This is a genomic window from Pseudomonas sp. ANT_H12B, assembly GCF_008369325.1.
GTDB lineage: Bacteria > Pseudomonadota > Gammaproteobacteria > Pseudomonadales > Pseudomonadaceae > Aquipseudomonas.
Genome location: NZ_VOBI01000006.1, coordinates 234621 through 253948, shown reverse-complemented (window position 1 = coordinate 253948; position 19328 = coordinate 234621). Strand labels below are relative to the sequence as shown.

Here is a 19328-nt window from a genome sequence, read left to right as displayed (position 1 = left end):
AGTCTCTCAAACGGTCACAGCCGCGCACGACTGCGACCTGATTCGTCTGGTCAAACTTCCAGCTTGCGCGCCGCCTCAACCCCAGCGGCACTGAGTTTGATCGGCAAATTCAACGAGTGCTCACCGGCCTCGTTGCAGATGACATGACCATGCTGGATTAATCCGCGATCCTGCAGCGTGGCGAGGGTGCTGGCCACGAATTTCTCCCCCCGGTAATTGTCCAGAACCTCTTTACCCAAACCGCTTGGATGGGCATGCAACAGACGGGTCAGGACTTCTTGCTCAAGGTTTTTATCGACGTTCATGCTTACCTCTTCATGGATGTGGATAGGTCCATTTAATTGGAGTCCTTATCTGGGTTGGTCCGCCCCCGATTTGGATTGGTGCCTGATGAACGACGAACGGTCTAGACCTGCTGCAACGTTTTGTTGGTAACGGCTCGGCGCCAGATCAGCCGGCCGACGCTGATCAGCCAGTTCAGTACAGCAACCGCCAACACCGTGAGTAACAGCGTCGCCATCCCCTGTTCCACGATGATTTTCCCGGCCAGCAACGGAAAGCCAAACACGCCGATAAAGTAGGACAGGCTGAACAGCAGCAAGGATTGCGCGGTGGTGCCGTTTGGCGCCTCGTTGGCCGCCAGGCCATTGATCACCGAATAAGTCAGCCCGTAACCGACCCCGAGCATCACCGCCGCCAGCACGTAGCTGAACCCGTCGTCGACGACAAACCCGAACATCAGGATCGAGCCCATCATCAAACCCGACAGCAGGCAGGACGCCCGGAACGGATCGCGCTTGACCACGAAACCGGCGATCAGCATGCGGCTGCTGATCGCTGCGCTCATGAAACCGAGGAAGAACAATGAATAGTCGAGTGAACGCGCCGCCGCGTAGCTGGTTTGAAAACTCGACAGACCGCCGAAAACGCAACCGCCAAGCCCGACCATGATGATCGCAAACACCGCTCTGGACGACAGCACTTGCGCCGCTGCACGCCAGGAAATTCGCGACACCGCTGCCGAGTGGGCCGGCGCTTTTTTCAGCTGCGAATCCAGCCGCCAGAACAGCAACACGCCGATCAGGCTGGCCAGCGCCGCGAGGTAAAACGCCGCGGTGATCGGATAGCCGAGGGCACTGGCCGCGCGGCCTAACAAGGGACCGCTGCCGATCCCGGTCATCATGCTGCCCGACAACAGCGCAAAGTATTTCGCGCGTTGGGCAGGCGTTACCAGACTCGCCACGATGATCGGCCCGAGGGTGTAGAACACGCCCCAACCCAGCCCCAGCAATAGCCCGAAAAACAACAGCAAATAGCCGAAGCCTGGCGCCAAGGCGAAGCCCAGGCTGGCGGCCACCAGCAAGACGCCGAACAGCGCAATCGAGCGCGCCGCGCCGAGCAAATCGGATAAGTGCCCGGAGACGATCACCGCTGCAAACGTACTGAGCATCGCCGCCGAAATCACACTGCCGGCATCGTGCTCATTACCGCCGCGGGAACCGATCAACAGCGCCAGCAAAAAGGTCGAGCCATAAGACAGCGACAGCAAATAGCTGGCCAGGCAAAACAGACCGAACAACCTGCTTGAGATTTGGGGTGTTGCGCTAGGCATGACGCGGTTCCTTGACCCGATAGAAGAGAGCTTCATCTATCTATCACGCACGGCGTCGATGTTAGGTCTGAGGTTATCGATTTCAGGGTTAGTGTTAGCCGGAGTAAAGCGTTTAGCAGACGCCGATTTCTTCCTTGAACAGCTCCATGAAACCCTTCAACCGTTCGTGGCGAGTCTGCGCCAGACGCTGGCCGGTGGTCGTCTGGAATCCATCCGCCAGGTGCAGCAGTTTGGTCTGGAAATGGTCGAGACAAAAACGTTTGTCATCGTATTCCCGTGCCTTCGCCTCAGGATCTTGCGGGTCGTACAACGCGCTGCCCATACGTCCGGCGATGTAAAAAGTCCGCGCGACACCGAGCATGCCGAGGGAATCGAGGCGGTCGGCGTCCTGCATGATTTTCGCTTCGAGCGTGGTTGGCGTGATGTTGGCGGAAAAACTGTGCGCTTCGATGGCATGGGCAACCGCGCTGACTTTTGCGTCTGGCCAGGCCATGTTCGCCAACAATTTCGATGCCTTCTCGGCAGCCAGCCGTGACGCCTGAGAACGCAACGGCGAGTTCTTCTCTACCGCCATGCAATCATGCAAAAGCACGGCCGCGAGCAGCACCTCAAGATCGCCACCTTCTTCTGCGTGAAGCGTACGCACGTTGTGCCAGACCCGCTGTAAGTGCGACAGATCATGGGCGCCATCTTCCGACGGTTCCAGCGCGTGGGGCAGCAGTTGCGCAGCGAGGAGTTGCAGTGGCGCGAAAGTATCAGTGTTCATAAACATCCTGTTGAGTGAAATCGCCTTTCACAGCGGCTACACATGCTCCATGGATCAGCTTTGAATTTCCAGTGTGACGAGCGCCGCTCGCCGACTTAGTATGGCGTTTTCCACTTTTGACGAAGGCACGTCCATGACGATCGAGATCCGCCCGGCGACCCCGAGCGATGCACCGCAAATCCTTGGGTTCATCACTGAACTGGCCGATTACGAGCGTGCCCGCCACGAAGTCATCGCCAGCGTCGCCGACATCGAGCGCAGCCTGTTCAGTGAAGGCGCCACCGCCCACGGTTTGATCTGCCTGCGCGACGGCTCGCCGATCGGCTTCGCGGTGTTCTTCTTCAGTTATTCCACGTGGCTGGGCAGCAACTGCCTGTACCTCGAAGACCTTTACATCACCCCCGAACAACGCGGCGGCGGAGCGGGCAAAACCTTGTTGCGCCACCTGGCAAAAATCGCCTGCGCCAATGATTGCGGACGCTTCGAGTGGAGCGTGCTGGACTGGAACAAACCGGCGATCGAGTTCTACAAGTCGTTGGGCGCGCAGCCGCAGGAAGAGTGGGTTCGGTATCGGATGGATGGGGCGGTGTTGAGGGAGTTTGCAGAGGGCAATTGATTCCAGTCACGCCTGTAAAGACCGCAACCTTCGTCAGCATCTACCGCTAATCCGGGAGCTGCCGAAGGTAGTGGTCTTTTTTTTGGTTCTGAAACTTTTATCCCAATATATGGGAGTGATATTTATATATTGAGATTTAGGCGCGTCCGGGTTTATAGTCCAGCTCACTCACTGCCAATAAACAAAACAGGTGAACGATGCTGGCGCAATTGATCGCGCTCGATTGGGGGACAACCTCATTACGTGCTTACAAACTCGCCGCAGGTGGCCAGGTGCTCGAACAGCGTTCGCTGTCGTCGGGGATCATGCAGCTGCCCAAAACGCCGCGAATCATCAACGGCCAGGAATGCGCCGACGGTTTTGAACTGGCCTTTGACGAGGCCTGCGGTGATTGGCTCGATGCGCAACCTGATTTGCCGGTGATTGCTTGCGGCATGGTCGGCAGCGCACAAGGTTGGCGTGAAGCGGCTTACCGCGATACGCCGGCGAATGTCGCCAATCTCGGAACTTCCCTACAAACGGTTCGTAGTCTTCGCGGTGTCGATGTGCACATCGTGCCGGGTGTGATTCAGCGGTCTCGTTTGCCGAACGTGATGCGCGGCGAAGAAACCCAAGTGCTCGGCGTGCTGCAGAATCTACCGGCCGAGGCGGGTGGTGATCTGTTGATCGGCCTGCCGGGCAGTCATTCGAAATGGGTGGAAGTGGCCGACGGCTGCATTGTGCAGTTCGATACCTTCATGACCGGTGAAGTCTTCGCCGTGCTCAGCGAACACAGCATTCTGGGGCGCACCCAGCAAAAGGGTGCGTCGTTCGATGGCGAAGCCTTTGATCGTGGTGTGCAAGTGGCCCTGTCGGCGGACGGTGAAATCGGCCCGCTATCGACGCTGTTCAGTGCCCGCAGCCTCGGGCTGACCGGCGAACTGAGCGCCACCGCTCAACCCGATTACTTGTCCGGTCTGTTGATCGGCCATGAACTGTCAGCGTTGGCGAGCGTTCAGCGCCGCCGACGCAACAGCGTTCATCTGCCTTCGATCATCCTCATCGGTAATACCCAACTCTGTGTCCGCTACAGCCGGGCGCTCGACGCCTGTGGTTTTGCTCGGGTGACCCTGGCCGAACAGGCCACAGAACGCGGCTTGTGGCAGTTGGCGGTTGCCGCCGGCCTGATCAAACCTAATCCATCCCGTTAAACCTGACTGGAGGTCTGACATGCTCAAACAAGCACTCGCGCAAAACGGACTGATCGCGATCCTGCGTGGCCTGCGCCCGCAAGAAGCGGCAGCCATCGGCGAAGTCCTTTACGCCGCCGGATTTCGCGTCATCGAAGTGCCGCTCAATTCCCCTGAGCCGTACGAAAGTATCCGCATCCTGCGCAGTACCTTGCCCGCCGATTGCCTGATCGGCGCGGGCACCGTGTTGACGCCCGAGCAGGTTGAGCAAGTGAAAGCGGCGGGCGGTCAGGTGATCGTCATGCCGCACAGCGATGCCAAGGTGTTGCGTGCAGCGAAAGCGGCGGGGTTGTTCTTGTCGCCGGGTGTAGCGACGCCGACCGAAGCCTTTGCCGCATTGGCCGAGGGCGCTGATGTGCTGAAGATGTTCCCGGCCGAGCAGATGGGCCCCGCCGTCGTAAAAGCCTGGCTTGCAGTATTGCCGGCCGGAACCATTCTGGCGCCGGTCGGAGGGATCACGCCGGACAACATGCAGGTGTTTATCGACGCGGGCGTCAAAGGATTCGGACTGGGTTCCGGGTTGTTCAAACCGGGTATGACACCTGAAGAAGTGGCAGTGAACGCCAAGGCGTATGTCGCTGCATGGAACGCTCTGCGTTAAGACTTTTTTGGCGCCGAGCGCGCTGCATCTAACAAGAGAGACAACAAGATGAAAATCACCAAACTGACCACCTTCATCGTTCCGCCGCGCTGGTGCTTCCTCAAGGTCGAAACCGACGAAGGCGTGACCGGCTGGGGCGAGCCTGTGGTCGAAGGCCGCGCACACACCGTCGCTGCCGCCGTTGAAGAATTGTCCGACTACCTGATCGGCAAAGACCCACGCAACATCGAAGACATCTGGACCGTGCTCTATCGCGGTGGCTTCTACCGCGGCGGCGCGATCCACATGAGTGCGCTGGCCGGTATTGATCAGGCGTTGTGGGACATCAAAGGCAAGGCCCTGGGGGTGTCGGTCAGTGATTTGTTGGGCGGTCAGGTGCGCGACAAGATTCGCGTCTATTCATGGATCGGCGGCGATCGTCCGGCGGACACCGCTCGCGCAGCGAAGGAAGCGGTCGAGCGTGGGTTTACCGCGGTGAAAATGAACGGCACCGAAGAGCTGCAATTCCTCGATTCCTTTGAGAAAGTCGACCTGGCCCTGGCCAACGTCGCCGCCGTGCGTGATGCGGTGGGGCCGAACGTCGGCATTGGCGTGGACTTCCATGGCCGGGTGCACAAGCCCATGGCCAAGGTGCTGATGAAGGAACTCGACCCGTACAAACTGATGTTCATCGAAGAGCCGGTGCTCAGCGAAAACTACGAAGCGCTGAAGGAACTGGCGCCGCTGACCAGCACCCCGATTGCCCTCGGTGAGCGGTTGTTCTCGCGCTGGGATTTCAAGCGCGTGCTCAGCGAAGGTTACGTCGACATCATCCAGCCCGATGCTTCCCACGCAGGCGGCATCACCGAAACCCGCAAGATCGCCAACATGGCCGAAGCCTACGACGTGGCGTTGGCGCTGCATTGTCCGTTGGGCCCGATCGCGTTGGCGGCGTGCCTGCAACTGGATGCGGTTTGCTACAACGCGTTCATCCAGGAACAGAGCCTGGGCATCCACTACAACGAGAGCAATGACCTGCTCGATTATGTGAAAGATCCGCGGGTGTTCGATTACGACAAAGGCTTCGTGAAAATCCCCAACGGCCCGGGCCTTGGGATCGAGATCAACGAGGAATATGTGATCGAGCGTGCGGCCGTCGGCCACCGCTGGCGTAACCCGATCTGGCGTCATGCCGATGGCAGTTTTGCCGAGTGGTGAGTTCCCGCTGACCCACCGCAAATCCCTGTGGGAACCAGCCTGCTGGCGATTTGGTCGGCACCCCCAGCATGCTTGGTGACTGACACTCCGCTATCGCCAGCAGGCTGGCTCCCACAGTTTGATCTCCATGGAAAAGGAGATTTGCGGCAACCCCGATTTCACATCGACCTCAATAAACATAAGAAGAGGCACTCCTCATGCAACCGCAAACCCTAACCGGGCAGGCGTCGTTGGTGACGCCCAGCCGCAAGCGTTTTTTCATCATGGTCCTGCTGTTTATCACCGTGGTGATCAACTATCTGGACCGCAGCAACCTGTCCATCGCCGCCCCGGCGCTGACCAGCGAACTGGGCATCGATCCGATCCATGTCGGGCTGATTTTCTCCGCGTTCGGCTGGACCTACGCCGCCATGCAGATCCCCGGCGGATGGCTGGTGGACCGGGTCCCTCCGCGCATCCTCTACAGCGTTGCGTTGCTGCTGTGGTCGATCGCCACGGTAATGCTCGGCTTCGCCGCCAGCTTCATCGCACTGTTCGTATTGCGCATGGCGGTCGGTGCCCTGGAAGCGCCGGCGTACCCGATCAACAGCCGCGTGGTCACCACCTGGTTCCCTGAGCGCGAGCGCGCCACGGCCATCGGTTTCTACACCTCCGGGCAGTTCGTCGGTCTGGCGTTCCTGACACCGGTACTGGCCTGGCTGCAGCATCAATATGGCTGGCACATGGTGTTTGTCAGCACCGGTGCGGTGGGCATTCTCTGGGCGGTGATCTGGTACGCGGTATATCGCGAGCCACGGGATTTCAAAGGCGCCAATGACGCTGAAATCGAGCTGATCCGCGAGGGCGGCGGGTTGGTGGATATCCAGGCTGAACAAGCCAAAGTCAAAGCCAAATTCAGCTGGACCGACCTTGGCATCGTGCTGACCAAACGTAAGTTATGGGGTATTTACCTCGGCCAGTTCTGCCTCAACTCGACGTTGTGGTTTTTTCTGACGTGGTTCCCGACCTATCTGGTGAAATATCGCGGCATGGACTTCATCAAGTCCGGCCTGTTGGCGTCGCTGCCATTTCTCGCCGCCTTCGTCGGTGTGCTCTGTTCCGGGTTCTTCTCCGACTGGTTGATCCGCCGCGGTTACACCGTGGGTTTCGCCCGCAAGTTGCCGATCATTGGTGGCCTGCTGATTTCCACTTCGATCATCGGCGCCAACTTCGTCGAGTCGACACCGCTGGTGATTGCCTTCCTCGCGTTGGCGTTCTTCGGTAACGGGTTGGCTTCGATCACCTGGTCGCTGGTGTCAACGTTGGCCCCGGCGCGATTGCTCGGATTGACCGGTGGGGTGTTTAACTTCATCGGCAACCTGTCGGCGATTACCACGCCGATTGTCATCGGTTTCCTGGCTACCGGTGATTCGTTCGCCCCGGCGATTACCTATATCTCGGTTCTGGCGTTGATTGGCGCGCTTTCCTACATCTTGCTGGTCGGCAAAGTCGAGCGTATCAAGTTGTAGTGGCGGCATTCGGGCGACCATAATGCCGCCCGTTCACTCGCTCAACGGTAAAGGCTGGATATGCAGGAAGACGCCCCAAAAATCGCCAAGGACGCCGCGCCGACCGGCACCCAGACACTGCTTCGTGGTTTGGGTGTGGTTCAAGCCGTGGCCAGTGGCGCCCGTGATCTCAAGGAAATCGCCCGGCTGATTGGCACGACGCGCAGCACCACGCATCGTCTGGCCAGTTGCCTGGTGGACGAGCGTTATCTGCGGGTGGTGCCGCAAGTCGGTTATTTGCTGGGGCCGAAGTTGATCGAGCTGGGTTTCCAGGCGCGGGAAGAACTGCCGCTGGTGACCCTGGCCGGGCCATATCTGGATGAGTTGTCGGCGTTGACCGGCGACACCATTCACCTGGCGATTCGCGAGGGTGACGAGGTGCTGTACCTGCACAAGAATCCGGGGCGCAATGGCCCGGAAATGCGCTCGCGGGTCGGTCATCGCATGCCATTGGCGCGCACCGGGATCGGCAAGGCGTTGATGCTTGATGACTTGCAGGAAGACTGGAAACGGCTATACGAAGTCAGCCTGCCGGCCGGTGGGAAAAATCAGTTTTGGCCGCAGCACCCGGAGCAGTCCTGGGAGCAGTTTCAGCAGCGCATGGTCGAGTACGTGGCGGGCGGTTACGCCTTCGATCTGGAAGACAATGAACCGTCGATCCGCTGCGTGGCGGCGCCGATCCGCGATGCCAGCAAGCGCATCGTCGCCGGCATCAGCATCGCCAGCACCGTGCCTTACATGCCGCTGGAGAAAATGGCCGAGCTGATTCCCTTGATCAAAGGGGTCACGGCTCGGCTCTCGGCAGAGCTCGGCGCTAAGGTTTAGACCTTCAGCGTCGCCATGTCGATCACGAAGCGATACTTCACGTCACCGGCAATCATGCGGGTGAACGCTTCGTTGATCTGGCGGATGTCGAGCATTTCGATATCGCAGGTGATGTTGTGCTCGGCGCAGAAATCCAGCACTTCCTGGGTTTCTGCGATGCCGCCGATCAGCGAGCCAGCCAATACGCGACGGCTCATCACCAGTTTGCCGGCGTGGACCGGTGGATCGACCGGTTCGATCAGGCCCACCAGAATATGCACGCCGTCGAAACGCAACGTATCGAGGTAGGGATTGAGGTCGTGCTGCACCGGAATGGTGTCCAGCAGGAAGTCGAAATGTCCTGCCGCGGCCTTCATCTGTTCGGCATCGGTGGACACGATCACGTGGTCCGCACCTTGGCGACGACCTTCTTCAGCCTTGCTCGCCGAGCGGGTGAACAGCGTGACTTCAGCGCCCATCGCCTTGGCGAACTTGATGCCCATGTGGCCGAGGCCGCCCATGCCGAGAATCCCGACCTTGTCGCCAGCCTTGACGCCGTAGTGCTTGAGCGGCGAATAGGTGGTGATGCCGGCGCAGAGGATCGGCGCGGCGCTGGCCAAGTCGAGTTTTTCCGGGATGCGCACAACGAAGTGTTCGCTGACCACGATGCTGTCGGAATAGCCGCCCATGGTGTTGCTGCCATCAACCCGGTCCGGGGTGGCGTAGGTCATGGTCGGACCTTCGAGGCAGTATTGCTCGAGGTTCGATTGGCAGGCTTCGCAACTGCGGCACGAATCAACCATGCAGCCGACGCCAACCAGATCGCCGACTTTGTGCTGGGTGACGTTCGCACCAACGGCGGTAACTTTGCCTACGATCTCGTGGCCGGGCATCAGCGGGTAAACGGCAATGCCCCACTCGTTGCGTGCCTGATGGATGTCGGAATGGCAGACGCCGCAGTAGAGAATATCGATCGCAACGTCGTCGGCCCGAGGGCTGCGGCGTTCGAATTTCACGGGGGCGAGGGGAGTGGTGGCTGACTGGGCGGCATAACCGATGGCGGTGTACATGAGGAACCTCGCAAAAGCAGTGACAGGTGAGGTGGGCCATTCTGGGCGCCGCATCGATCACCGGCGATGGCGATTCCTCCGGGTGTCATGCCTAATCCTCCGGTATCAGCTTTCGATTGATCAAATGCGCCATCAGACCTGCGATGATGCTTTCATCCCGATTTCTGCGACTTTTTTGCTGTGAAGAGCTCCCCATGCTGACCCGTCATCTCGATGCCAATGCCACCCTCGTTTCACTGATCCAGCCACTGACCACGCGCGACGGTTTCGCCCCCACGGCGTTGCCAGGCGTGCAGGTGCTGCGCGCCAGTTGCGACGTGGCCCGTGGCCCGCAGATTTACGAGCCGAGCCTGGTGATCATCGCCCAAGGCAGCAAACTCGCGTATCTGGGGGCGCGAACGCTGGAATATGGCGCGGGGCACTATCTGATTCAGGCATTGCCGGTGCCTTTTGAGTGTGAAACGTTTTCGGCGCCGGATGGGCCGATGTTGGGGGTTTCCATCGCCATCGACCGGGTGTTGCTTGGTGAGCTGGTGTTGGCCATGGGGCTGGTGCCGGGGCGCAATATTCCTGCGCAGACGCCGGAGTCCATGACCTCGGCAGTGCTCGATGACGGGATGCGCGGTTGTGTTGAACGGTTGTTGCGCTGTCTGCACGATCCGCTGGAATGCCAGGTCATGGGGCAGGCGCGGTTGCGTGAGTTGTTGTTCGTGGCATTGCGGGGGCCGCAGGCTGATGTGTTGCGCGCATTGGTGGAACAGCAGGGGCAGTTCGCCCGGATAGCCGCCTCGCTCAATCATTTGCACGGGCATTTCACCGAGCCATTGAATGTGGAGACGCTGGCCAGCTGCGCGAACATGAGTGCATCGACGTTTCATGAGCATTTCAAGCGCAGCACCTTGTTGTCGCCGGTGCAGTACTTGAAGCGCTTGCGCTTGCTCAAGGCGCAGCAGTTGTTGCTTGCCGAGGGGCTGGGCGTGGCGCAGGTGGCGCATCGGGTCGGGTATCAAAGTACGTCGCAGTTCAGTCGCGAGTACAAGCGCTACTTCGAACGTAATCCCGGTGACGAACGCGCCGCTTAAGTTGGCGATGATCCCCCCTGTAGGAGTGAGCCTACCGCAATCGCGAGCAGGCTCACTCCTACAGGGGGATTGTGGTGTGGAGTAAATGGCGGGCAACAAAAAGGCCCCCATTCGGGAGCCTCGATGTTCAGGCATTCGACTTACATGTTCGGGTAAGTCGGGCCGCCAGAGCCTTCCGGCGCCACCCAGGTGATGTTCTGTGCAGGGTCCTTGATGTCGCAGGTCTTGCAGTGAACGCAGTTCTGGGCGTTGATCTGGAAGCGCTTCTCGCCGTCTTCCTTGGTCACCACTTCGTACACGCCGGCCGGGCAGTAACGCTGGGCAGGCTCATCGTACAGCGGCAGGTTCTTGGCAATCGGGATGCTCGGATCGGTCAGCTTCAGGTGGCACGGCTGCTCTTCTTCATGGTTGGTACCCGAGATGAACACCGAGCTGAGTTTGTCGAAGCTGATCTTGCCGTCCGGTTTCGGGTAGTCGATCTTCTTGCAGTCGGCCGCAAGCTTGAGGCAAGCGTAATCCGGCTTGGTGTCGTGCAAGGTGAACGGCAGTTTGCCGCCGAAGATGTTCTGGTCGAGCCAGTTGAAACCGCCGCCGACGATGGCGCCGAACTTGTGGATCGCCGGGCCGAAGTTGCGGCTGGCGAACAGTTCGTCATAGAGCCAGCTCTTCTTGAACGCGTCGACGTAGGTGGTCAGCTCTTCGGTGCCGTCCTTTTCAGCGAACAGCGCCTCGGCCACGGATTCAGCGGCGAGCATGCCGGACTTCATGGCGGTGTGGCTGCCTTTGATCTTGGCGAAGTTCAGGGTGCCGAGGTCGCAACCGATCAGCGCGCCGCCCTTGAAGACCATTTTCGGCAGCGAGTTCAGGCCACCTTTGCAGATGGCGCGAGCGCCGTAGCTGATGCGCTTGCCGCCTTCCAGGTACTGCTTGAGCACCGGGTGATGCTTTAGGCGCTGGAACTCGTCGAACGGCGACAGGTAAGTGTTGCTGTAGGACAGGTCAACGATCAGACCGACCACCACCTGGTTGTTTTCCAGGTGATAGAGGAACGAGCCACCGGTGTTCTCGGTGCCCATGATGTCCAGCGGCCAACCGGCGGTGTGGACCACCAGGCCTGGTTGATGCTTGGCCGGGTCGATTTCCCAGATTTCTTTCAGGCCGATGCCGTAGTGCTGGGCGTCGGTATCGCTGTCGAGGTTGAAGCGCTTGATCAGCTGCTTGCCGATGTGGCCGCGGCAACCTTCGGCGAACAGCGTGTACTTGGCACGCAGTTCCATGCCTGGGGTGTACAGGCCTTCTTTCGGGTTGCCTTCGCGGTCAACGCCCAGATCGCCGGTGATGATCCCGCGAACCACACCATTCTCGTCGAACAGCGCTTCCTGGGCGGCGAAGCCTGGGTAGATTTCTACGCCCAGGTTTTCGGCCTGCTGAGCCAGCCAGCGGCACAGGTTGCCCAGGGATATGATGTAGTTGCCTTCGTTGTGCATGGTCTTGGGCACAAAGAGGTCAGGAATTTTCTGCGCGCTGTCGGCGTTCTTGAGGACGAAAATGTCGTCGCGGGTGACCGGCGTGTGCAGCGGCGCGCCGAGTTCTTTCCAGTCCGGGAACAATTCGTTCAGGGCGCGAGGTTCGAACACCGCCCCTGAAAGAATGTGAGCACCGACTTCGGAGCCTTTTTCGACCACGCAGACGCTGATTTCCTTACCGGCTTCGGCGGCCTTTTGCTTCAAGCGGCAGGCGGCGGAAAGACCAGCGGGGCCGGCACCGACGATGACCACGTCGAATTCCATGTATTCGCGTTCCACAGGTTATCTCCTACTCAAGGCTCAACAGTTTTTTTTCTAATTGGAGGTTTGGTGTCGCATCCATGAATTCCTGCGCAATGCAGGAAAAGGACAATCGATGAACCCACCTTTCTCTCTAAGGTGGCGCATTATATCTACACCACTCCTAGCGTCCAATACAAACGTTTGTTTGAATCGGCTCAAAGCCAGAGAAATCAAAGTCACGCGGCTTATGACTGGCCATTTTGCCGTATTGACCGGAATAGGTGTTCCGGTCAAGATACGGGCGGTTTTGCGCTCGCCGTAGGCTGACTGTTGGTTTCAAGAGCACCTCTAAAGACAGGGCGATGGCAGTACAAGGTGATGCGCAGCGCGGGTTTGGCGCGCAGTTTACACGCAGCGATATTGAATGACTCGTTGGTCGCCACTGACGAACGGTCATGAGCATCGTGAGCGATGGTCACTTGACACATATGCCGGCGTTTTTAGAGGTGCCCTTGCGCCCGATGAGCATCAACCGCCAGGTTCGCCTAGGCGACTTTCTTTTCACCGGAGAGTAACGAGGAATCCATGAAGGTTCTTGTAGCTGTCAAACGCGTTGTGGATTACAACGTCAAGGTTCGCGTCAAGGCGGACAATTCCGGCGTCGACCTCGCCAACGTCAAGATGTCGATGAACCCGTTCTGCGAAATCGCAGTGGAAGAAGCCGTACGCCTGAAAGAGAAAGGTGTTGCGACTGAAATCGTCGTCGTCTCCATCGGCCCGTCCACCGCTCAAGAGCAACTGCGCACCGCGCTGGCTCTGGGTGCCGACCGCGCCATCCTCGTCGAATCCGCTGAAGATCTGACTTCGCTGGCCGTTGCCAAGCTGCTCAAGGCTGTTGTCGACAAGGAACAGCCTCAGCTGGTGATCCTTGGCAAACAAGCTATCGACAGCGACAACAACCAGACTGGCCAGATGCTCGCGGCATTGAGCGGCTACGGTCAGGGCACGTTCGCGTCGAAAGTCGAAATCAGCGGCGACAGCGTTGCCGTGACTCGCGAAGTCGACGGCGGCGCGCAGACGGTTTCCCTGAAACTGCCGGCCATCGTCACCACCGACCTGCGTTTGAACGAGCCGCGCTACGCGTCCCTGCCAAACATCATGAAAGCCAAGAAGAAGCCTCTCGAAGTGCTGACTCCGGACGCTTTGGGCGTTTCCACCGCCTCCACCAACAAGACCGTGAAAGTCGAAGCGCCAGCTGCACGCAGCGCGGGTATCAAGGTCAAGTCGGTGGCTGAACTGGTTGAAAAACTCAAGAACGAAGCGAAGGTAATCTAAATGACTATCTTGGTTATTGCTGAACACGACAACAAAGTGCTGGCTCCGGCCACGCTGAACACTGTGGCTGCTGCTGCCAAGATCGGCGGTGATATCCACGTTCTGGTTGCAGGTCAGGGCGCTGGCGCCGTGGCTGAAGCCGCTGCGAAAATCGCTGGTGTGGCCAAAGTGCTGCTGGCCGACAGCGCCGCTTATGCTCACCAACTGCCGGAGAACGTTGCTCCTCTGGTTGCCGAGTTGGGCAAGGGCTACAGCCACATCCTGGCTGCCGCTACCTCCAATGGCAAAAACATCCTGCCGCGCGTTGCCGCACAGCTGGACGTTGACCAGATCTCCGAGATTATCTCGGTGGAAAGCGCTGACACCTTCAAGCGCCCGATCTACGCCGGTAACGCCATCGCTACCGTTCAATCGAACGCTGCGGTTAAAGTGATCACCGTGCGTGCCACCGGTTTCGACCCGGTGTCTGCTGAAGGTGGTTCGGCTTCGGTTGAAGCCGTTGCCGCTGCTCACGACGCTGGCATTTCCAGCTTCGTTGGCGAAGAACTGGCCAAGTCCGATCGTCCGGAACTGACCGCTGCCAAGATCGTCGTTTCCGGCGGTCGCGGCATGCAGAACGGCGACAACTTCAAACACCTGTACGCCCTGGCTGATAAGCTGGGCGCTGCCGTCGGTGCTTCCCGCGCCGCGGTCGACGCAGGTTTCGTCCCCAACGACATGCAGGTCGGTCAGACCGGCAAGATCGTTGCGCCACAGCTGTACATCGCGGTTGGTATCTCCGGCGCGATCCAGCACCTGGCCGGCATGAAAGACTCCAAAGTGATCGTTGCGATCAACAAGGACGAAGAAGCGCCGATCTTCCAGGTGGCCGATTACGGCCTGGTGGCGGACTTGTTCGAAGCAATCCCTGAGTTTGAGAAGCTGGTCTAATCCAGCGGCCTGACTTATAAAGAGCCCGACCTTTTGGTCGGGCTTTTTTTTGTTCCGGATTTGAGTGGGAGAGTGTCGCCATGGATCTGCGCCGCGTGTGTGGCTGGTCATTACTGCTGGGGCTGACGGTGTCGCCAGGACTGTCCGTCGCCGCAGGCAAGTGCGAACGCCTGGTGGTGACCGGCAGTCCGGATGCGCCACCGTACCTGTGGCAAGACCCGCAAAACCCCAAGCACCTGATTGGCGCCAGTGCCGACTTGTTGCAGCAAGTAGCGGGGGAGTTGGGGATCAACGTCGAGCTGCTGTATGCCGGCAAACGTTCCAAGGCCCTTGACGAAGTGCGCAGCGGACGCATGGACATGCTGGCCGATGCGCCGTTGACGGTCAGTGGTCTGGAATCCCTGGATTACATTCATCCACCGCTGCTGGAAAACGATTACCTGGTCTGGACCCGAAAAGATTCGCCATTGATCTACAACGAAGCGCCAGACCTGCACGGTCATCGCGGCGCATTGTCGGAAAAGGCTCGATTGACCCCGGCATTCGGCACTTTCGCCGAACAGCAATTGACCCTCACGCGTACCCCCAACCTGACCCAGGCCTTTCAGAAATTGCTCTTGGGCGAAGTGGAATTTGTCCTGGCCGGACGCTACGCAGGCTTGGCGATGGCGCAGACACTGAGCATGGCCAACGACCTTGTCGCACGTCCACAACCCGTCGACAAACCCGGCCTGTTCCTCGCGGTTTCCCATAACTCCGCCTGCAACGATCCGTGGTTGCGCGGACAGCTGGCCAAAAAGATGACAGAATTGCCCGCGTCCGGACTGACGGAAGCCGTGCTGCTGCGCAATGTCGAACGTTGGAAGGCGCAACTCTCGCAAGTGCAGCAGCAACCGCAGCAACAACCTGTCAGTACCCCAAAACAGTAGGGATTTTTAGTGAGTATTCGACCTCTTTTCGCTGCCCTGGCCGTTCTGGCTCTGGCGGGTTGTGCAGCCGATCCGGCGCCGAATGAACAAATTCGCCTGACCGAGCAAGCACTCGTACAAGCCAAAGCCGTGGGCGCCACCGCCGCCGATGTGCCGGAACTGAAACTGGCCGAAGACAAGTTTGCCCGCGCCCAGGGCGACATGACCGATCAGTCCTACAAGCATGCGCGCATGCGGGCCGAGCAGGCCGAGCTGGACGCGCGTCTGGCCGAAGCCCGGGTCCTGACCCTCAAGAGCGAGGAGCAGTTGAACGTGCTCAATACCCGCATCACTCGCCTGCGCAAGCAACTGGGGGATGCCCAATGAGCCTCAAGACCAAAGCACTCGGTGGTTTGATCCTGGTGGGTTGTGCAGGCCTTTATGGCTGCGCCGGCCAACACAGCGAGGCCGCATTGCAGCAGGCCGGTACCGACTTCCAGAAGGTCAAGGAAGACTCCAACGTGTTGCGCATCGCGCCCAAGGATGTGATCCGCGCCGGTGAGTCGCTGGCTCGCGCCGATCGTCTCTCCAGCTACTGGGGCAGCGGTTCGGACGTGCTGCATTACGCTTACCTGAGTCAGCGCTACAGCGAAATTGCTCGGGAGCACACCAATCAGGTGCTCAACGAAGAACGTGCGGCGAAGCTTGAACTGGAACGTCAGCGCCTGCAACTGGCCCTGCGCGAATCCAAACTCCTCAGTGTGCAGCAGCAGGGCAAGTGGCTCGAAGAACAGATTGTCGCGCTGGCCACCACTCAGACTGACCGTGGTCTGGTGATGACGCTGGGCGACGTACTGTTCGATACCGGTGAAGCAGAGTTGAAAAGCTCGGCGAACCGCGTGGTGCTGAAGATCGTGCAGTTCCTGCAGCTCAACCCCAAGCGTGTGGTGCGTATCGAAGGTTACGCCGACAGTACTGGCGGCAAGCAGGAAAACCTCAAGCTGTCCCGTGACCGTGCGCAATCGGTGGCGAATGTGCTGATGGATCTGGGCATCGAGGACAAACGCATCCAGGTTGAAGGTTATGGCGATGAATACCCGGTGGATGTGAACGCTTCCGAACGGGGACGTGCGCAGAACCGTCGGGTAGAAATTGTGTTCTCCGACGAAAAAGGCCAGCTCGGCGCCGCCCGCTAAGGGCTGCGTCACTGGAAAACCCGGCCTGCTCAGCAGTGCCGGGTTTTTTTTCGCCTGTAAATTGCCTGACAAAACAGTACAGTTTTTGCTGACACTGCACTGTACAGTCGACTATTGTGGCAACTGTCCCAGTACACTTCTAAACTGTTCCGGTATTGTTTCACACAAGAATAAAATGCCCGTGATATCGAGTGCTGCGTCATGACCAATCTCTTGCTCTACCAACGTATTGCTCAGCAACTGGCCGAAGACATCCGCCGAGGGGTTTATCAGCCGGGGGAGCGCGTGCCTTCGGTGCGCAAGATGAGCTCGCAACTCAACGTCAGCCACGCGACTGTGTTGCAGGCGTACGCCAATCTCGAAGATCAGGGCCTGATCCGTGCCCGGCCGCAGTCGGGTTACTACGTGCACCAGACGCCGGCTCTGACAGCGCCCACGCCTGACATTGCCCGGGTCGAGCGTCCCGGTCTGGTCACCCGCAGCAGCATCATTCAACAAGTCTTGGTCGAATCCCGTCGCGAAGGTGTTTTCCCTTTAGGCGCGGCGGTGCCAAGTGTCGATTATCTGCCGGTGCGGGCGCTGCATCAGCAACTGGCCAAAGTCACCCGATTCCATAGCCCGCGGGCGTTCAGCTACATGTTCAGCCCGGGGTTCGAACCGTTGCGTCGGCAAGTGGCGATTCGCATGCGTGATGCCGGCGTGGTGGTCGATCCGTCGGAAGTGGTGATTACCCACGGCTGCGTCGATGCCTTGCAGATGTCGCTGCGTGTGCTGACCCGGCCGGGCGACTTGATCGCTGCCGAGTCGCCGACCTACTACGGTTTGCTGCAACTGGCTGATTTGCTGGGGCTCAAGGTCATCGAGATTCCCAGCGATCCGGCCACCGGCATGAGCCTCGAAGCCCTGCAACTGGCAGCCAACCAATGGTCGATCAAGGCGCTGGTGCTGACCACTCGCCTGAGCAACCCGTTGGGCGGCACCATGCCTGAAGAGCGGCAAAAACAACTGCTGCGGCTGGCCTCGGATTTCGATATCCAGATTGTCGAAGACGATATCTACGGCGAACTGATGTTCGAGCAAGGTCGCACCAAAGCGCTCAAAGCCTACGACCGGCTGGATCGGGTGATCTACTGCTCGAGCTTCTCCAAAACCCTGTCTCCGGGTGTACGGATCGGCTGGATGATTGCCGGCAAGTACCAGCAGGAAATCCAGCGTTTGCAGACGTTCAGTACGCATTCGGCTTGCAGCGTCACACAAATGGGCATTGCGGCCTATCTGGAAAATGGCGGTTACGACCGGCATTTGCGCTACATCCGTCAGGAATACCGCAAGAACCTCAGCGCCTTCCAGTTGGCGGTGCAGCAGTATTTTCCCGAAGGCACGCAGATGACCCGGCCTACCGGCGGCTTCATTCTGTGGGTGAGTCTGCCTGGGCGGGTGAACACTCAGGAGCTCCACGTTCGGGCCTTGCAGCAAGGAATAAGTATCGCGCCGGGGCTGATTTTCAGTAACACCGAGCAGTTTAATCACTGCATTCGCCTGAACTGCGGCATACCCTGGAACCGTGAAGCGGAGCGTGCATTGATGACCTTGGGCATGCTCGCCACACAGCTCTGCCAGGAGATGGTCGGCGGCTTTTGACAGAGTGGACAGGTTATTCCTGTCCGAGCTTGTCTTGTCGCGTGCAACAGGCGAGCATATGGCCCTCTGCCGTTAGCGCTGTTGGGTCCATGAAAGCTATTTTTCCTGCCATCTGGCTGTCGATCTCCCTGTTGATGAGCTTTCACGCCGAAGGCGTTATGGCGGCTTCCGTTCAGGAAAAACCGGCCGCCAGCGCTGCTTCGAAAAAAACGACCGCCAGTGCTACCGCAAAAAAACCGGCACCCGCCAAGAAAGCCGCGTCGGTCAAAAAGAAACCGGCCACGCTGAAAAAACGACCGCCGATTGCTTCCAAATCCAAACCTGCCAGCGAAGTGGTGAAAACCAAGCTTCCTTCGGCCGACCTGGATTTGAGCCTGCCCGAGCACATGGCCGAGGAGCTGAAACCGGTCGGTACGGTCCCGTTGCCCCGGCACGATGCCGTGTTGCCGCAAATGTTCGGTGACAAGGCCGGCAGTTCTCCGTTTCAACTCAACGGACGGCTGATCAGCAATGAAATGCAGCTACAACTGCGCAATGAAGAGCGCCATGAAGTCGAAGGTGCAGCGCTGGAATTCGAATTCAAGCGATAATTCCTTCCCCTCCGTGACCTGCCGGCCAGACGCTTTGTCGGAGACTGGTCAGTCACGCTCGTTTGAGCGAAAAAACCCGGGTCCAGGCAATTTAAAACAACTGTTTTAGCGGTTACTCTGTGCCACGTCCTTTAACACATCGCCCGTCGCGAGGAGCTCGTCGTCATGAAATGCCGTGAAGGCTGTGGCGCCTGTTGCATTGCCCCTTCCATCAGTTCAGCAATACCCGGCATGCCTGATGGCAAAGCCGCCGGAGAGCGCTGCGTACAACTTTCTGTCGAAAACCTGTGCAATATTTTCGGCAAACCGGAACGTCCGGCAGTGTGCTCAGCGTTCGAAGCCGACATCCAGGTGTGCGGAAACAGCAATGATGAAGCGATCAAATTGCTGGGATGGTGGGAGCAAATGACAGCGGCGTGATGTGTTGGAAAACGG

At 59.0% G+C, this 19328-nt stretch carries 20 protein-coding genes; 15 read left to right on the top strand and 5 right to left on the bottom strand.

The features are described from left to right. Positions 1-50 precede the first annotated feature (50 nt). The 3 genes from FQ185_RS12275 to FQ185_RS12265 form a co-directional block, all read right to left on the bottom strand. Entirely contained in the window at positions 51-305 is a 255-nt protein-coding gene (locus FQ185_RS12275; RefSeq protein ID WP_149417669.1) for a hypothetical protein, read from the bottom strand. A 101-nt stretch (positions 306-406) separates the two neighbouring features. Beyond that, entirely contained in the window at positions 407-1612 is a 1206-nt protein-coding gene (locus FQ185_RS12270; protein WP_149417668.1) for an MFS transporter, read from the bottom strand. Positions 1613-1724: 112 nt separating this feature from the next. After that, entirely contained in the window at positions 1725-2378 is a 654-nt protein-coding gene (locus FQ185_RS12265; RefSeq protein ID WP_149417667.1) for an HD domain-containing protein, read from the bottom strand. Between the two features lie 133 nt (positions 2379-2511). On the opposite strand from FQ185_RS12265, the gene FQ185_RS12260 reads away from it, so the two are divergent. From FQ185_RS12260 to FQ185_RS12235, 6 genes are all read left to right on the top strand, one after another. After that, on the top strand, positions 2512-2994 hold the full coding sequence (locus FQ185_RS12260) for a GNAT family N-acetyltransferase (protein ID WP_149417666.1): 483 nt from the start codon (positions 2512-2514) through the stop codon (positions 2992-2994). A gap of 197 nt (positions 2995-3191) precedes the next feature. Then, positions 3192-4184 carry a 2-dehydro-3-deoxygalactonokinase gene (locus FQ185_RS12255; protein ID WP_149417665.1) on the top strand — a complete coding sequence of 331 codons (993 nt, stop codon included), beginning with the start codon at positions 3192-3194 and terminating at the stop codon, positions 4182-4184. 19 nt (positions 4185-4203) lie between these two features. Beyond that, a complete protein-coding gene (locus FQ185_RS12250; RefSeq protein ID WP_095132093.1) occupies positions 4204-4824 on the top strand; it encodes a 2-dehydro-3-deoxy-6-phosphogalactonate aldolase in 621 nt (206 codons plus the stop codon). A 48-nt stretch (positions 4825-4872) separates the two neighbouring features. Beyond that, positions 4873-6021 (top strand): galactonate dehydratase, encoded by a 1149-nt coding sequence (dgoD, locus tag FQ185_RS12245; protein ID WP_008152275.1) that lies wholly within the window; start codon positions 4873-4875, stop codon positions 6019-6021. Positions 6022-6218: 197 nt separating this feature from the next. Further along, positions 6219-7529 carry an MFS transporter gene (locus FQ185_RS12240; protein ID WP_149417664.1) on the top strand — a complete coding sequence of 437 codons (1311 nt, stop codon included), beginning with the start codon at positions 6219-6221 and terminating at the stop codon, positions 7527-7529. Positions 7530-7589: 60 nt separating this feature from the next. After that, on the top strand, positions 7590-8393 hold the full coding sequence (locus FQ185_RS12235) for an IclR family transcriptional regulator (protein ID WP_149417663.1): 804 nt from the start codon (positions 7590-7592) through the stop codon (positions 8391-8393). Here the strand turns inward: FQ185_RS12235 and FQ185_RS12230 are convergent. Next, positions 8390-9442: an NAD(P)-dependent alcohol dehydrogenase gene (locus tag FQ185_RS12230; protein ID WP_149417662.1), complete on the bottom strand. Its 1053-nt coding sequence runs from the start codon at positions 9440-9442 to the stop codon at positions 8390-8392. The genes FQ185_RS12235 and FQ185_RS12230 overlap by 4 nt on opposite strands. Positions 9443-9636: 194 nt before the next feature. Between FQ185_RS12230 and FQ185_RS12225 the strand changes: the two genes are divergently transcribed. Then, the gene (locus FQ185_RS12225; RefSeq protein WP_149417661.1) at positions 9637-10524 is read left to right on the top strand and encodes an AraC family transcriptional regulator; all 888 of its coding nucleotides are present in this window, start codon (positions 9637-9639) and stop codon (positions 10522-10524) included. A 140-nt stretch (positions 10525-10664) separates the two neighbouring features. Here the strand turns inward: FQ185_RS12225 and FQ185_RS12220 are convergent, their stop codons facing one another. Beyond that, positions 10665-12329 (bottom strand): electron transfer flavoprotein-ubiquinone oxidoreductase, encoded by a 1665-nt coding sequence (locus FQ185_RS12220; RefSeq protein WP_149417660.1) that lies wholly within the window; start codon positions 12327-12329, stop codon positions 10665-10667. Positions 12330-12878: 549 nt separating this feature from the next. Here FQ185_RS12220 and FQ185_RS12215 point away from each other — a divergent pair. The 8 genes from FQ185_RS12215 (at position 12879) to FQ185_RS12180 (ending at position 19313) form a co-directional block, all read left to right on the top strand. Then, on the top strand, positions 12879-13628 hold the full coding sequence (locus FQ185_RS12215; protein ID WP_024164570.1) for an electron transfer flavoprotein subunit beta/FixA family protein: 750 nt from the start codon (positions 12879-12881) through the stop codon (positions 13626-13628). Further along, a complete protein-coding gene (locus tag FQ185_RS12210; RefSeq protein ID WP_149417659.1) occupies positions 13629-14558 on the top strand; it encodes an electron transfer flavoprotein subunit alpha/FixB family protein in 930 nt (309 codons plus the stop codon). An 80-nt stretch (positions 14559-14638) separates the two neighbouring features. Further along, entirely contained in the window at positions 14639-15487 is an 849-nt protein-coding gene (locus tag FQ185_RS12205; protein ID WP_149417658.1) for an ABC transporter substrate-binding protein, read from the top strand. Positions 15488-15496: 9 nt separating this feature from the next. Next, positions 15497-15853 carry a DUF4398 domain-containing protein gene (locus tag FQ185_RS12200; RefSeq protein ID WP_149417657.1) on the top strand — a complete coding sequence of 119 codons (357 nt, stop codon included), beginning with the start codon at positions 15497-15499 and terminating at the stop codon, positions 15851-15853. After that, positions 15850-16662 carry an OmpA family protein gene (locus FQ185_RS12195; protein WP_149417656.1) on the top strand — a complete coding sequence of 271 codons (813 nt, stop codon included), beginning with the start codon at positions 15850-15852 and terminating at the stop codon, positions 16660-16662. The genes FQ185_RS12200 and FQ185_RS12195 overlap by 4 nt, the downstream gene beginning before the upstream one ends. A 201-nt stretch (positions 16663-16863) precedes the next feature. Beyond that, complete coding sequence (locus FQ185_RS12190; protein WP_149417655.1) at positions 16864-18303, top strand: PLP-dependent aminotransferase family protein; 1440 nt, start codon at positions 16864-16866, stop codon at positions 18301-18303. An 89-nt stretch (positions 18304-18392) separates the two neighbouring features. Then, entirely contained in the window at positions 18393-18893 is a 501-nt protein-coding gene (locus FQ185_RS12185; RefSeq protein ID WP_149417654.1) for a translation initiation factor 2, read from the top strand. Positions 18894-19058: 165 nt separating this feature from the next. After that, on the top strand, positions 19059-19313 hold the full coding sequence (locus FQ185_RS12180; RefSeq protein WP_149417653.1) for a YkgJ family cysteine cluster protein: 255 nt from the start codon (positions 19059-19061) through the stop codon (positions 19311-19313). Positions 19314-19328 lie beyond the last annotated feature (15 nt).

What these genes read in the sequence shown, in the direction of transcription:
- FQ185_RS12180 (WP_149417653.1), top strand. Translation starts at nt 19,059, where the DNA reads ATGAAATGCCGTGAAGGCTGTGGCGCCTGTTGCATTGCCCCTTCCATC.
- FQ185_RS12255 (WP_149417665.1), top strand. Translation starts at nt 3,192, where the DNA reads ATGCTGGCGCAATTGATCGCGCTCGATTGGGGGACAACCTCATTACGT.
- FQ185_RS12215 (WP_024164570.1), top strand. Translation starts at nt 12,879, where the DNA reads ATGAAGGTTCTTGTAGCTGTCAAACGCGTTGTGGATTACAACGTCAAG.
- FQ185_RS12275 (WP_149417669.1), bottom strand. Translation starts at nt 305, where the DNA reads ATGAACGTCGATAAAAACCTTGAGCAAGAAGTCCTGACCCGTCTGTTG.
- FQ185_RS12205 (WP_149417658.1), top strand. Translation starts at nt 14,639, where the DNA reads ATGGATCTGCGCCGCGTGTGTGGCTGGTCATTACTGCTGGGGCTGACG.
- FQ185_RS12230 (WP_149417662.1), bottom strand. Translation starts at nt 9,442, where the DNA reads ATGTACACCGCCATCGGTTATGCCGCCCAGTCAGCCACCACTCCCCTC.
- FQ185_RS12260 (WP_149417666.1), top strand. Translation starts at nt 2,512, where the DNA reads ATGACGATCGAGATCCGCCCGGCGACCCCGAGCGATGCACCGCAAATC.
- FQ185_RS12195 (WP_149417656.1), top strand. Translation starts at nt 15,850, where the DNA reads ATGAGCCTCAAGACCAAAGCACTCGGTGGTTTGATCCTGGTGGGTTGT.
- FQ185_RS12235 (WP_149417663.1), top strand. Translation starts at nt 7,590, where the DNA reads ATGCAGGAAGACGCCCCAAAAATCGCCAAGGACGCCGCGCCGACCGGC.
- dgoD (WP_008152275.1), top strand. Translation starts at nt 4,873, where the DNA reads ATGAAAATCACCAAACTGACCACCTTCATCGTTCCGCCGCGCTGGTGC.
- FQ185_RS12240 (WP_149417664.1), top strand. Translation starts at nt 6,219, where the DNA reads ATGCAACCGCAAACCCTAACCGGGCAGGCGTCGTTGGTGACGCCCAGC.
- FQ185_RS12270 (WP_149417668.1), bottom strand. Translation starts at nt 1,612, where the DNA reads ATGCCTAGCGCAACACCCCAAATCTCAAGCAGGTTGTTCGGTCTGTTT.
- FQ185_RS12190 (WP_149417655.1), top strand. Translation starts at nt 16,864, where the DNA reads ATGACCAATCTCTTGCTCTACCAACGTATTGCTCAGCAACTGGCCGAA.
- FQ185_RS12210 (WP_149417659.1), top strand. Translation starts at nt 13,629, where the DNA reads ATGACTATCTTGGTTATTGCTGAACACGACAACAAAGTGCTGGCTCCG.
- FQ185_RS12250 (WP_095132093.1), top strand. Translation starts at nt 4,204, where the DNA reads ATGCTCAAACAAGCACTCGCGCAAAACGGACTGATCGCGATCCTGCGT.
- FQ185_RS12185 (WP_149417654.1), top strand. Translation starts at nt 18,393, where the DNA reads ATGAAAGCTATTTTTCCTGCCATCTGGCTGTCGATCTCCCTGTTGATG.
- FQ185_RS12225 (WP_149417661.1), top strand. Translation starts at nt 9,637, where the DNA reads ATGCTGACCCGTCATCTCGATGCCAATGCCACCCTCGTTTCACTGATC.
- FQ185_RS12265 (WP_149417667.1), bottom strand. Translation starts at nt 2,378, where the DNA reads ATGAACACTGATACTTTCGCGCCACTGCAACTCCTCGCTGCGCAACTG.